The organism is Brevibacterium antiquum (genome assembly GCF_016107655.1).
GTDB lineage: Bacteria > Actinomycetota > Actinomycetes > Actinomycetales > Brevibacteriaceae > Brevibacterium > Brevibacterium antiquum.
In genome coordinates this window covers 272,997-286,437 of sequence record NZ_JABASX010000003.1, presented here as the reverse complement: position 1 = coordinate 286,437, position 13,441 = coordinate 272,997, and the positions used below count along the sequence as shown (strand labels likewise).

General features: G+C 62.4%; 12 protein-coding genes. 10 read left to right on the top strand and 2 right to left on the bottom strand.

Translation table 11 applies throughout. The annotated features are described in order from the left end of the window. Positions 1–97: 97 nt before the first annotated feature. On the top strand, positions 98–1,969 hold the full coding sequence (gene lepA / locus JFC13_RS06785; RefSeq protein WP_232488278.1) for a translation elongation factor 4: 1,872 nt from the start codon (positions 98–100) through the stop codon (positions 1,967–1,969). After that, entirely contained in the window at positions 1,970–3,202 is a 1,233-nt protein-coding gene (hemW, locus tag JFC13_RS06780) for a radical SAM family heme chaperone HemW (protein WP_198396328.1), read from the top strand. 177 nt (positions 3,203–3,379) lie between these two features. Here hemW and JFC13_RS06775 read toward each other — a convergent pair whose 3' ends face one another. Then, entirely contained in the window at positions 3,380–4,240 is an 861-nt protein-coding gene (locus JFC13_RS06775) for a DUF4870 domain-containing protein (protein WP_198396327.1), read from the bottom strand. 130 nt (positions 4,241–4,370) lie between these two features. Continuing rightward, positions 4,371–5,234, bottom strand: coding sequence for a DUF3097 domain-containing protein (locus JFC13_RS06770; protein WP_198396326.1), 864 nt, complete (start codon positions 5,232–5,234; stop codon positions 4,371–4,373). A 141-nt stretch (positions 5,235–5,375) separates the two neighbouring features. Here JFC13_RS06770 and hrcA point away from each other — a divergent pair, with 141 nt between their 5' ends. The 8 genes from hrcA (at position 5,376) to zapE (ending at position 13,360) form a co-directional block, all read left to right on the top strand. After that, complete coding sequence (gene hrcA / locus JFC13_RS06765) at positions 5,376–6,446, top strand: heat-inducible transcriptional repressor HrcA (RefSeq protein ID WP_198396325.1); 1,071 nt, start codon at positions 5,376–5,378, stop codon at positions 6,444–6,446. A 121-nt stretch (positions 6,447–6,567) separates the two neighbouring features. Beyond that, positions 6,568–7,683, top strand: a complete 1,116-nt coding sequence (dnaJ, locus tag JFC13_RS06760) for a molecular chaperone DnaJ (protein WP_198396324.1) — start codon at positions 6,568–6,570, stop codon at positions 7,681–7,683. Further along, the gene (locus JFC13_RS06755; protein ID WP_198396323.1) at positions 7,680–8,462 is read left to right on the top strand and encodes a 16S rRNA (uracil(1498)-N(3))-methyltransferase; all 783 of its coding nucleotides are present in this window, start codon (positions 7,680–7,682) and stop codon (positions 8,460–8,462) included. Before dnaJ ends, JFC13_RS06755 begins: the two co-directional genes overlap by 4 nt. Before the next feature lie 28 nt (positions 8,463–8,490). Further along, on the top strand, positions 8,491–9,543 hold the full coding sequence (locus tag JFC13_RS06750; RefSeq protein ID WP_198396322.1) for a PhoH family protein: 1,053 nt from the start codon (positions 8,491–8,493) through the stop codon (positions 9,541–9,543). Then, positions 9,540–10,028 (top strand): rRNA maturation RNase YbeY, encoded by a 489-nt coding sequence (ybeY, locus tag JFC13_RS06745; protein WP_198396321.1) that lies wholly within the window; start codon positions 9,540–9,542, stop codon positions 10,026–10,028. Before JFC13_RS06750 ends, ybeY begins: the two co-directional genes overlap by 4 nt. A 3-nt stretch (positions 10,029–10,031) precedes the next feature. Then, positions 10,032–11,285 (top strand): hemolysin family protein, encoded by a 1,254-nt coding sequence (locus JFC13_RS06740; RefSeq protein WP_198396320.1) that lies wholly within the window; start codon positions 10,032–10,034, stop codon positions 11,283–11,285. Position 11,286: 1 nt separating this feature from the next. Beyond that, positions 11,287–12,222, top strand: coding sequence for a GTPase Era (gene era, locus JFC13_RS06735; RefSeq protein WP_198396319.1), 936 nt, complete (start codon positions 11,287–11,289; stop codon positions 12,220–12,222). A 127-nt stretch (positions 12,223–12,349) separates the two neighbouring features. After that, positions 12,350–13,360, top strand: coding sequence for a cell division protein ZapE (zapE, locus tag JFC13_RS06730; protein WP_198396318.1), 1,011 nt, complete (start codon positions 12,350–12,352; stop codon positions 13,358–13,360). The last annotated feature ends 81 nt before the right edge of the window (positions 13,361–13,441 follow it).

The window sequence follows — 13,441 nt, the reverse complement described above, 5'->3', positions numbered from 1 at the left end:
GAAGTTCTGCCCGCATGCGCCGGGGTGAGGAGGATTCCAGTCTGGTGCGCAACCCATGGAACAATGGAAGTTCTGGTCTGTCGAAGGAAGGGCGTTCATGTCACCTCAGGTGAAGCCGCAAGCACTCGAACGGATTTCGCCGTCCGCTACATCACCCGAGTTGATCCGCAATTTCTGCATCATTGCTCATATCGACCATGGAAAATCGACCCTGGCCGACAGGATGCTCCAGGTCACAGGGGCGGTTCAGCCGCGCGATATGCGAGCTCAGTACCTCGACCGGATGGACATCGAACGCGAACGCGGAATCACGATCAAGTCCCAGGCCGTGCGCATGGCCTGGGAGAACGAGGGCACTCCCTTCGCTCTCAACATGATCGACACTCCGGGTCACGTCGACTTCAGCTATGAGGTCTCCAGATCCCTGGCCGCCTGTGAAGGTGCGCTCCTTCTCGTCGATGCGGCACAGGGCATCGAAGCCCAGACTCTGGCCAACCTCTACATGGCCATGGAGAACGATCTCGCGATCATTCCCGTCCTCAACAAGATCGACCTCCCCGCCGCACAGCCCGAGAAGTACGCGGAAGAGCTGGCCAACCTCATCGGCTGCGAACCCGAAGACTGCCTGCTGGTGTCGGGCAAGACCGGCGAAGGCGTCGACGCGGTCCTCGATCGCATCATCTCGGACATTCCTGCCCCTGTCGGCGACGCCGATGCGCCGGCGCGAGCCATGATCTTCGACTCCGTCTACGACACGTACCGAGGCGTCGTGACCTACGTGCGCCTCATTGACGGTTCGCTGCATCCGCGCGAGAAGCTGACGATGATGTCGACAGGCAGCACCCACGAACTCCTCGAGATCGGCGTCTCCTCACCGGAGCCGAAGGCCACGAAGGGCCTGGGCGTCGGCGAGGTCGGATATCTCATCACCGGCGTCAAAGACGTGCGCCTGTCCAAGGTTGGCGACACGGTCACACTGAACTCTGCACCGGCCACGAAGGCGCTCGAGGGCTACAAGGAACCTAAGCCCATGGTGTACTCCGGGCTGTTTCCGATCGATGGATCGGATTACCCGGTCCTGCGCGATGCCCTTGACAAGCTCAAACTCAACGATGCCTCGCTGGCCTACGAGCCAGAGACCTCGACTGCGCTGGGCTTCGGCTTCCGCTGCGGGTTCCTCGGACTGCTCCACCTCGAAGTCCTGCGCGATCGCCTCGAACGCGAATACGACCTCGATCTCATCTCCACCGCACCCAGCGTGATCTACGACGTCACGATGGAAGACGGATCGGAGATGGAGGTCACGAACCCGAGCGAGTATCCGACGGGCAAGATCAAAGAGGTCCGCGAACCCATGGTCCGCGCCACCATCCTCACCCCGAGCGACTACATCGGTGCGGTGATGGAACTGTGCCAGACGCGTCGCGGCAGTCTTCAGGGAATGGACTATCTGTCCTCGGACCGGGTCGAGATCCGTTACCGACTGCCCCTGGCCGAGATCGTCTTCGACTTCTTCGACCAGCTGAAGTCGAAGACCAAGGGCTACGCGACCCTCGACTACTCCGATGACGGCGAAGACGCAGCGGACCTGGTCAAGGTCGACATCCTGCTCCACGGCGATCAGGTCGACGCCTTCTCCGCGATCGTCCACCGCGACAACTCCTACTCCTACGGTGTGCTCATGGCCGGCAAGCTGCGCAAGCTGATCCCGCGCCAGCAGTTCGAAGTGCCGATCCAGGCTGCCATCGGTTCGCGCATCATCGCTCGTGAGACCATCCGCGCCATCCGCAAGGATGTGCTGAGCAAGTGCTACGGCGGCGACATCAGCCGTAAGCGCAAGCTGCTGGAGAAGCAGAAGGAAGGCAAGAAGCGGATGAAGGTCGTCGGCAATGTCGAGGTCCCTCAGGAGGCCTTCATCGCCGCCCTGTCCTCGGACGATCCGGAGCCCAAGAAGGAACCCAAGAAGTAAGTGCCCGCACAACCGACTGGTGAGACTCCACCGCTTGACGGTTCGCTGCCGGCCTCGGCCGGGGTCGGCGCGGCCTCTCGCGGGCTGAGCCTGTACGTTCACGTCCCTTACTGTCGGGTCCGCTGCGGCTACTGCGACTTCAACACCTACACCGCAGAGGATCTGGGGCCCGGCGCCTCCCGCGACGACTACCGCAGCAATCTTGCCCGCGAGCTTGATCTGTCGACTCGTGTCCTCGCCGAGGCGGGGGCCGCCGACCGTGCGGTGACGACGATCTTCTTCGGTGGAGGTACCCCGACGATGTTGGCCGCCGAGGTGCTGGCCGGGGTGATGGATGATATTCGCGACCGCTTCCGGTTGGCACCGGATGTCGAGGTCACGACCGAAGCGAACCCCGACACATTGGACCCGAGCTACATTGCGACCCTGGCTGCCGCCGGGTTCACGAGGATCTCCTTGGGTATGCAGTCGGCTGTGCCCCATGTGCTCGCGACCCTGGACCGCACACACGACCCAGAGAAGATCCCAGATGTGGCGAGATGGATCAAAGAAGCCGGCCTGGAGCTGAGCCTCGACCTCATCTACGGCACACCGGGGGAGTCCATCGACGATTGGCGCAGGTCACTTCAGGTGGCCCTGAGCAACGACGTCGATCACGTCTCCGCCTATTCGCTCATCGTCGAACCCGGCACGAAGATGGGAGCCATGGTTCGCCGAGGTGAACTGCCGATGCCCGACGACGATGACCTGGCCGACAAATACGAGATCGCCGACGCCGCCATGGAGGCGGCTGGTCTGCACTGGTACGAGGTCAGCAACTGGTCGACGTCTGCGGAGACCCGCTGCGACCACAACATGGCCTACTGGCGCAATGCCGATTGGTGGGGCTTCGGACCCGGAGCCCATTCGCACATCGGCGGCGTGCGGTTCTGGAACGCCAAACATCCCCGGGCCTGGTCCGACCGGCTGCTCGCAGGTGAGTCGCCTGCCATCGGACGTGAGGTGCTGGAAGCATCGACCCAGGAGATCGAACGGATCATGCTCGCGGCTCGCATCGACTCGGAGCTGCCTCTGGACTCACTGGGGACAGGCAGTGACAGGGCGATCAGGGGATTCGTCAAGCAGGGACTTCTCGATGGTGACGCCGTGGAGGAAGGCCGCTTCGAACCTACGCTGCAGGGCCGGCTGATGGCTGACTACATGGTTCGCATCCTCACGGACTACGTGAGCTGAGCCGGAGCTGACTCCTCCGGAGCTCGCTCGACCGGTCAATCTCGCCAGCCGCTGCAGGGAAGTGACCCGCGAGATTCAATGTGAATGGCAGATGATCCTGGTACCGATGGGGTATCAAGAGCCTCTGTGCAATCAGGTGGCGATCTGATCAGATCAGTTCGGTTCAGATCAGTTCGGTCACTTGATCCAGTTCGGCGTCAGAGGAATCTTGTATCCCTCACCGCGGTTGGCTGCGACGCCGGCAATGATTTCGATGATGATCATGTAGATAGTGACCACCGGAAGTAGGAGAAGCAGGATCAGTCCGATGCCGATGATCGACAGCAGACCACCGACAATGCCGATTCCGAAGCAGGTGATGACACCGACGATGAGCAGGTTGAGTGACTGCGCACCGTGATGACGGATGAATGGCGACTTGTCCTTGTTGATGAGGAAGAGGATCAGCGTGACGATCCAGCCGACGCCTATGACGTAGGTGGCCGCATGGGCTAAATGCGACCACAGTGCAGTCGATCGTTCCGTCTGGTCGGCAGTCCAGAATCCGACCGAACCTGACCCATAAGCGGCGTCGGGAAGCGGGGCCCCCATCGGTATCGTGGCGGCATGTGACGTGGCTGAGGCCATCCCGGGGCCGAATGCCGCACCGCCATAGCTCTGAGCACCATAAGGTTGCTGCTGCGAACCATAAGGTTGCTGGGCGCTGTAGGGCTGCTGCGAACCATACGGTTGCTGGGTGAAGGGTTGCTGACCGCCGTACGGCTGCTGCTGCGAACCATAAGGTTGCTGGACGTAGGACTGGTTCGGCTGACCATCGAAATTCTGACCCTGCTGGGATCCGTACTGCTGCGATCCGTCTGGCGTTGGGTTTGGCTGCTGGGAGCCAAAAGCCTGCTGGCTCTGATCCGGCTGCTGTGAAGCCGGGTTCTGATTCTGCTGGGCATAGGGTTGCTGGGGTCCGGAGGCCTGAGAATAGTTCGGCGGCATAGGACGAGATTCGTCAGGGCCGTAGTTCGGCTGCTGGGCATTGTCAGACATGCGGGATCCTTTCAGAGCTTCGTGGCCTTCACCCTATCGTCAAACGTGTGGTCGCCGGATGGGGGTTTGCCTCAAAGCTGTACCAAGTTGATCACATCTCATCCTGCTCTTGACGAGATGCGATCGAGCTTCAGCCGACGGTGACGAAGTCGATGAGCTCTTCGACTCGGCCAGAGAGCGTGGGCTCGACATCGGCTATGGTGCTGACCTTGCCCAGGATGCGCACCCAGCCCCGTGCCACATCCCTGTGGTCGGCGTGCGGCCAACCGATACGTCTTAGGATTCCCGTCTTCCAATCCTCACCACGGGGGACCACCGGCCATTCCCTGATGCCGACGACATGAGGTTTGACCGCCTGCCAGATGTCGACATAGGGATGACCGATGATGTGGACGACGTCGCGGTAGCGGGGATCGGCACGCACCGCCTCGGCGATCTTGGATTCCTTGGTGCCGGACACGAGGTGGTCGGCGAGGACTCCGACGCGGTGATCCTTGTCAGGACCGAACGCCGCGAGCTTGTCGGCGACATCGTCGAGTCCACCCAGCGGTTCGACGACGACTCCCTCGATGCGCAGATCGTCGCCCCAGATCTTCTCGACGAGCTCGGCATCGTGTTTTCCTTCGACCCAGATGCGGGAACCGCGAGCCACCCGGGCGCGAGCATTGCCGACCGCACGTGAGCCCGAAGCCGTGCGACCGGGAGCCGACTTCTTCTTGGCCGGCAGTTTGATGTCGACGGGTTTGCCCTCAAGCAGGAAGCCAGGACCCAGGGGGAATGCGCGGACCTTGCCTGCACGGTCCTCAAGATTGACGACGATTCCGGCGGTGGTCTTCTCAGCGCCGACGACGGCGCCGACGTATCCGCTCATCGCGTCTTCGAGGACCATTCCGAGACCCAGCTCAACAGGTGTGGACTTCTTGGGCCGGTGCGAGGAAGGTGAGGAGCCAGCCAGCACATCGGGTCCGTAGCGATCAAAGGTATTCACGGTCAACCACCCTAATCAAGGACGTGATGCGATGGGTGCAGACCCGCTGGGGCAGGCCGGAAAGTGAATTCGGAATGCAAGAGGCGTAGAATTGGCACTCACAGCAGATGAGTGCCAAATGCGGTGCCGGACGAAGGAAGGGGACGAATGAACGACAGCAGGCGAGCACAGGTTCTGCGAGCGATCGTCGAAGACTTCGTCGCCACCAATGAACCCGTCGGGTCGAAGGCCATCGTTCAGCGCCACACGCTCGGTGTCTCTCCGGCCACGATCCGCAATGACATGGCCCACCTGGAGCAGGAGGGCTACATTGCGCAGCCTCATACCTCCGCCGGTCGAATTCCGACGGATCTCGGATATCGGATGTTCGTTGATCGCATCGACGACTTCAAACCGCTCACACACGCTGAGCGGCGTGCGATCTTCCAGCTCATCGATGGCAACGGGGACCTCGACGACATGCTCGACCGCACGGTGCGGGTCCTCTCGGGTCTGACCCACCAAGTGGCGCTGATCCAGTACCCGACCGTCTCACGTGCCACGATCAAGCACATCGAGGTAGTGGGCCTGGGCCCCAACCGCATCCTCGTCGTCCTCATCACCGATGCAGGGCAGGTCGAGCAGAAGATCGTGATCACGCCGGGCGTCGTTGACGATGAGTCGCTGCGCGGAATCCGCGATGAGGTCAACGCCGAATTCTCCGGCCAGAAGCTGTCGCGAGTCGTGAGCACGGCCACACCTCGTGCTTCGGTTCAGAACGATGACGGCACCCAGGCAGAACCTGTCGTGGGAGCCGGCGCTGTCGGAACGGACGTAGCCGCAGCACTGGCACAGGTCCGCTCCGCCGTCACTGATCTCGTCATTGCCACGCGTGAAGAGCGCATCATCATGGCAGGCACAGCAAACCTGGCTCGCTCCGGTAGGGAGTTCGGTGAGAAGATGGCACCGATCCTCGAAGCTTTCGAAGAGCAGGTCGTACTGCTCAAGCTGCTGACGTCGATGGCTGAGGACCAAGAGGAGATCAGCGTTCGGATCGGTCGTGAGAATACTCACGAGTCGTTCAGCTCGACATCCCTCGTGGCCGCCGAATATGGTCATGACGCGGGGTCCACCGCGCGATTGGCAGTGCTCGGGCCGACCCGGATGGATTATCCTACGACGATCACAGCTGTCCGGGCCGTGGCGAAATACGTCTCCTCTGTCCTCGACCAGGGTTAGATGCACCGACACCAGAGCACACAGCACAGCGCGAACAAGCAGCACAGCGTGACCAAGCACCACACTGCGAACAGGCACGATAACGCGAACAACGCACACCACCAGGGAGAGAGAAGTTTCTGTGGCCGATCACTATGAAACACTCGGAGTGTCCAAAGACGCTTCGGCGGCTGAAATCAAATCGTCGTACCGAAAGCTGGCCCGGAAGTATCACCCCGATGTGAACCCCGGACACGAGGACGAATTCAAAGCCATTTCCCTCGCCTACGATGTCCTCTCCGATTCGGAGAAGCGCCGGAACTACGACATGGGCGGCGGCGAGAACGGACAGGGCTTCCCAGCCGGAGGCGGCTTCGGCGGCTTCGGCGACATCTTCGAGACCTTCTTCGGCGGGGGAGCCGGCTCGGCCGGCGGTCCGATGCCGCGCACACAGCGCGGCAAGGACGCACTCGTCGGAGTCAACATCGATCTCGAGACCGCCGCGTTCGGCGGCAACATCGACCTCGATGTCACCACTGCCGTCGTCTGCGACACATGTTCAGGTGCCGGAACCCAGCAGGGCACATCCGTTGAGACATGCTCCCTGTGCCACGGTGCCGGCAGCGTTCAGCGCATGACCCGGACGCTCCTGGGCCAGATGGTGACGAACCAGACGTGCAACTCCTGCCACGGCTTCGGCACCGTCATCCCCAACCCCTGCCTCAACTGCCAGGGTGACGGTCGCGTTCGCAAGCAGCGGACCATGAAGATCCGCATCCCCGCCGGAGTCTCCGACGGAACTCGCATCCAGCTCTCATCGCAGGGCGAAGTGGGACCCGGCGGCGGTCCTGCCGGTGACCTCTTCGTCGAGGTCATGGTCGCCCGCCACGAAGTCTTCCAGCGCGACGGTGACAACCTGCGCGCCTCCGTCTCCGTGCCGATGACCGCAGCCGCTCTGGGCGCTTCGATCCCCTTCGACACCTTCGACGGCTCGCAAGAACTCTCGATCGAAGCCGGCATCCAGTCGGGCACCGTCATCAAGCTTCCAGGACTCGGTGCCACCCGGCTGCGTTCGGAGACCCGAGGCGACCTGCTCGTCACGGTCGACGTGCTGACGCCGGACAAGCTTGACGATGAGCAGAAGGATCTGCTGTCACAGCTGGCGACTCTGCGCGAGGAAGAGACCCCACGCGCTCAGATCACCACCCAGAACCGCGGCATGTTCTCCCGCATGCGCGAGAAGTTCGCCGGTCGGTGAGTCTTCCCGTCTTCTTCTCGACCCAGGTCGCCGAGGCGGCCGCCGGCCAGGTGCTCACCTTCGGTGAGGACGTGGCCGGGCACGCGGTCCGAGTCCGCAGACTCGGGCCCGGGGACGAGCTCGAAGTCGTCGACGGATCCGGCACCCGCGTATGCGGAACGGTCTCGGCCGCCTCGGCGAACGAACTGGGGCTGCACGTCGCCTCGGTGACTCACACCGACGAGGACCAGCCACGGTTGGTCCTCGTGCAGGCTCTGGCCAAGGGCGACCGCGATCTGCAGGCGATCGAAGCCGCCACAGAGATCGGAGTCGACGAGGTGGTCCCCTGGGCCGCCGAGCGCTCGATCGCCGACTGGCCCGCGAAGAAGCGCGACAAGCTCGCAGCCAAGTGGGACAACGTTCTGCGGGCGGCATCCCTGCAGGCCAGACGCTCCCGCTTCCCTCTGCGCCACGAACTTGTCCGCGGCACCGGCCTGGCATCGATTCTGACCGAGAGCGACACCGTCTACGTCCTCCACGAAGCCGCCGAGCAGAAACTGTCGCAGGCTCTGAGAGATGCCGGACCAGCGAATACCTCAGCCGTCGAAGAAGCCTCGGGCACAGATTCTGGACGCATCGTCCTCGTCGTCGGTCCTGAAGGCGGGATCAGCGACGCTGAGCTCGATGCACTCGCAGCCATCGGTGCGAAAGCCGTGCTCCTGGGACCCACGGTTCTGCGGTCGTCCTCGGCCGGAGCGGCCGGACTCGTCATGGCTCAGAATTCATTGGGCCGTTGGTGACGAAGGCGACTACGATGGAAGCACACAATTGCAGTACTCCCACAAGTACGAACAGTCACGAAGGATCATTCTGGACACCTCCACTCAGCCCACGAACTCTGTGAACAACACACCTGCCGAAGAAGCTGCATCGGACACAGTGCGTCTCGTGATTCCCGACTCCATCGATCTGGTCGAGTTCTTCGGGCCGGGGGAGTCGAACCTGCGGAAGCTCGAGCGAGTATTCCCCGAGCTTGACCTGCACGTGCGCGCCAACCAGGTCCAGGCCAGCGGCGAACCGACGCGCGTGGCAGCCTTCGTCTCCGTGATCGGGGAGCTCAAAAAGCTGCACGGTTCCGGCCACCGCATCAACGAGGAGACGATCGACCGGGTGGCGTCGTTCTCCTCGGAGGGCAAGGCCGCCTCGGCGGTGATGGGAACGAACATCCTGTCTACCCGCGGAAAGTCCATCCGTCCCAAGACGATGGGCCAGCACGATTATGTCAATGCGATCCGCAACCACACGATCACCTTCGGCATCGGTCCAGCAGGTACGGGCAAGACGTACCTGGCGATGGCCATGGCCATCAACGCCCTGCAGCACAAAGAAGTCTCACGCATCATCCTCACCCGCCCAGCGGTTGAGGCGGGGGAGAGCCTGGGTTATCTGCCGGGAACGCTGAACGAGAAGATCGACCCCTACGTGCGGCCCCTCTACGACGCTCTGCACGACATGGTTGATCCCGAGTCGATTCCGCTGCTCATCGAAACGGGGACCATCGAGGTCGCACCGTTGGCATACATGCGCGGCCGAACCCTCAACGATGCGTTCATCATCCTCGATGAAGCGCAGAACACGACCGGCGAGCAGATGAAGATGTTCCTCACCCGGCTGGGCTTCGGCGCGCGGATGGTCGTCACCGGAGACGTCTCCCAGATCGACCTGCCCGGCAAGACCCGCAGCGGTCTCAACCTTGTCCAGGACATTCTGACCGGAATCGACGACATGGAATTCTGCCACCTTGGCAGCAAGGATGTCGTCCGCCATCAGCTGGTGACGAAGATCGTCGACGCCTATGACCTGTGGGGAAGCACCGAGTGAATACCGAGATCTCAAACGAGACAGACGAAGCTATCGACCTCGACGAGGTCGTGGCTCTGACCGAATACCTGGGTCAGGCTCTGCACATGCACGCCGGCGCGGAACTCGCAGTCACGATGGTCGATGCGAAGGCGATGGAGGAACTCCACATCACCTGGATGGACCTCGACGGTCCCACCGATGTGATGTCGTTCCCGATGGACCAGCTCACACAGGGACAGGCCGGAGCTCCCACCGAGGGCCAGATGGGCGACATCATCATCTGCCCCGAGGTGGCCGCCGCCCAGGCTTCGTCCTCGGGACATTCGACCATGGACGAGGTGCTCCTGCTGACCGTCCACGGGTTCCTGCACCTGCTCGGATACGACCACGGCGAGCCTGAGGAGAAGGAAGAGATGTTCGCCCTGCAGCGGCATCTGCTGCTCACCTTCTTCGCCGCCCGCTACGATGGTCGCACCGACATCCCTTCCCCCACCGAGGTCTGAGCCGTGCTCTGGCTGTTCCTCGGTGCCGCACTGTGTCTGGTCGTTTCGGCGACTCTGTCTGCTGTCGATGCCGCTCTGCTCAGCGTGTCCCATCAGGCGATCCAGGATGCGAAGGACGAAGGCAAGAAGGCCGCGTTTCGGGCTGAGAAGATCATCATCGATCTGCCCACCAACATCAACGTCATCATCTTCGTCCGAAACTTCATGGAGGCATTGGCCACGGTCTTCATTGCTCTGGCCTATAACTCGATCTACTCCGTGGGACCGCTCATGGTCGTGCTCACAGTGCTCACCGCCTCGATCGCTGTCTTCGTCGTTGCCGGCGTGTCCCCACGGACCATCGGTCGACGCCGTTCTCTGGCCGTCTGCCTCAACCTCAGCTGGGTCGTGGGCGCAGCGCTGGTCGTGCTCAAGCCGCTGACGAAGATCCTCGTCCTCCTCGGCAACCTGCTGACGCCGGACCGCGTGTACAAGGACGGCCCGTTCGTCACCTCCGACCAGCTGCGCGACCTCGTGGAGCGTGCCAGCGAGTCCGACATCATCGAAGACGGCGAACGGGAGATGATCCAATCCGTCTTCAACCTTTCGGACACCTCGGCGAATGAGGTCATGGTTCCGCGCACCGACCTCGTGACGGTCAACTCCGGCACACCGCTGACCAAGGTCATGAACCTCTTCCTCCGCTCGGGATTCTCACGGATCCCCGTCAGCGGAGAGGATCTCGACGACATTCGCGGCGTTGCCTACCTCAAGGATGTCGCCCGACGACTCCACCTCCACCCGGAGGACGCAGAGCGATCGGTCGACATTCTGGCACGGGGAGTTCTGTTCGTCCCTGAGACCAAACCTGCCGATGAACTGCTGGAGCAGATGCAGCTCGATTCGACGCATCTGGCGATCCTCGTCGATGAATACGGCGGCACCGCCGGACTCGTCACCATCGAAGACATCGTGGAGGAGATCGTCGGCGAGATCGAAGACGAATACGACACCAGTGATGATGAACTCGTCGAGGTCGACGACGGGTCATTCGTCATCAGCACCCGCATGTCGATCTCCGATTTCGCCGATTACTTCGATGTGAAGATCGACGAGGACGACGTCAACAGCGTCGGCGGTCTGCTCACGAAGCTCATCGGCCGCGTTCCCATCGACGGCTCGCAAGCAGCGATCGAAGGTCTCAACATCGAAGCCATGGAGGGGCAGGGCCGCCGCCACCGCATCACCCACGTCAGGGTCACGAAGGAAGAGAACTGAAATGGAATTTCGTACGGATTACCCCGAGAACTACCGGGCCGGCTTCGCCTGCTTCGTGGGCCGACCGAACACCGGTAAGTCAACGCTGACGAACGCGCTGGTGGGGGAGAAGGTCGCGATCACCTCGGCGAAGCCCCAGACCACCCGGCACACGATCCGCGGCATCGTCCACAAAGACGATCACCAGTTGATCCTCGTCGACACCCCGGGGCTCCACAAGCCGCGGACCCTGCTGGGCAGCCGCCTCAACGATCTTGTGGCTTCGACACTGAGCGAAGTCGACGTCATCGGCTTCTGCCTGCCCGCTGACGAACCCATCGGGCCCGGGGACAAATACATCGCGTCCCAACTGGAGCTCCTCGACGGCCGCACCCCGATCGTGGCTCTGGTGACGAAGACCGACAAGGTCTCCCAGGAGAAGGTCGCCGAGGCTCTGCTGGCCGTGGGCGCCCTCGCCGACTTCGCCGACGTGGTCCCGGTCTCGGCTGTCGACGGGTTCCAGATCGACACGGTCGATTCCGTACTGACCGGTCACCTGCCGGTCTCACCGCCGCTCTACCCCGAGGGTGAGCTGACGGATGAGCCGGAGGAGATGATGATCGCCGAGCTCGTCCGTGAGGCTGCGCTCGAAGGCGTCCGCGACGAGCTTCCGCACTCTCTGGCCGCTCAGGTTGAGGAGATGTACCCCCGCGAGGGACGCAGCGAGGACAACCCGCTGTGGAACGTCCACGTCAACCTCTACGTCGAACGCTCCAGCCAGAAGGCGATCATCATCGGCAAGGGCGGCAGCCGACTCAAGGCGATCGGAAGCGAATCCAGGCGCGGAATCGAAGCACTGCTCGGGACCAAGGTGTATCTCGACCTGCATGTGAAGATCGCCAAGGACTGGCAGAGAGACCCGAAGCAGCTGGGGCGCTTGGGCTTCGACTTCAGCTGAGACGACTTCTGCTGAAACGACCTCGGCGGAGACGACCTCAGCGGGGAGTGCTCGCACGCAGGCTGAGAGCACTCTCACGTCAGAGGCAGTTGATCGACCACGCGTGGCCTGCAATAGACTAGGCCGAGTGAATGCCGAGCAGACTCTGGTCGCACTGAGCGACCGTTCCCCCCAAGTCGCACCCGACGAACTGATTGCGGGCCTCGTCCCGCCACCGCAGTTCCACGACGTGTCCTTCGCCAGCTACCGCACCGATGACTCGGAGCCCTCGCAGGCCCAGGCACGCAACAAACTTGAGGAGTTCGTGGCATCGTCGACGTCCAAGGGCTTTCTGGGCAAGCTGTTCTCCAAGGGCAAGGACGGACCGAAGGGCGTCTACCTCGACGGCGGCTACGGCGTGGGCAAGACACACCTGCTGGCTTCGGCCTGGCATGCGAATGAGAAGCCTGCGACCTTCGGCACCTTCGTCGAATACACGAACCTCGTCGGCGCGCTCGGATTCATCCGTGCCCGTGACGATCTCTCACAGATGAAGCTCGTCTGCGTCGACGAGTTCGAACTCGACGATCCCGGCGACACGGTGCTCATGTCACGCCTCATGCGCGAACTCACTGACGCCGGCGTGAAGATCATCGCCACCTCGAACACACTGCCCGGATCCTTGGGGGAGGGCCGCTTCGCCGCACAGGACTTCATCCGTGAGATCCAGGCGCTGGCCGACCAATTCGACATCTACCGCATCGAAGGCAAGGACTACCGTCACCGTGGGCTGAGCGAGCCGGCCGATCCGGTTCCTGCCGAGAACCTCGATGCCGCGACCTCCGAGTTGGCCGGCACAGTCGCCCGCGACGACTTCCCGACACTTCTGCGCCATCTCTCCACCGTTCATCCTTCCAAGTACGGTCGCATGGTCGATGGGCTGGACGCGGCCGTGTGGGAAGACGTGACGACGATCGACAACGAGGGTGTCGCGCTGCGCTTCGTTGCCCTCGTCGACAGGCTCTATGACCGCAACGTCAAGATCATCAACTCGGGACAGGCGTTGAACAAGGTCTTCACCGAAGAGTCATTGGCCGGAGGGTACCGGAAGAAGTACATGCGCTGCCTTTCGCGCCTGACAGCGCTCTCCTCGCAGTAATCTGCTCTCCTGGCAGTATCAGGCCTTCCTCGCAGTAACAGGCGTTGGCTCTACTGACAGCAGCAGGCCCTGTGGGCAGGC

Coding starts and splice junctions, on each gene's coding strand:
- lepA (WP_232488278.1), top strand. CDS start 98: ATGTCACCTCAGGTGAAGCCGCAAGCACTCGAACGGATTTCGCCGTCC.
- JFC13_RS06775 (WP_198396327.1), bottom strand. CDS start 4,240: ATGTCTGACAATGCCCAGCAGCCGAACTACGGCCCTGACGAATCTCGT.
- hrcA (WP_198396325.1), top strand. CDS start 5,376: ATGAACGACAGCAGGCGAGCACAGGTTCTGCGAGCGATCGTCGAAGAC.
- era (WP_198396319.1), top strand. CDS start 11,287: ATGGAATTTCGTACGGATTACCCCGAGAACTACCGGGCCGGCTTCGCC.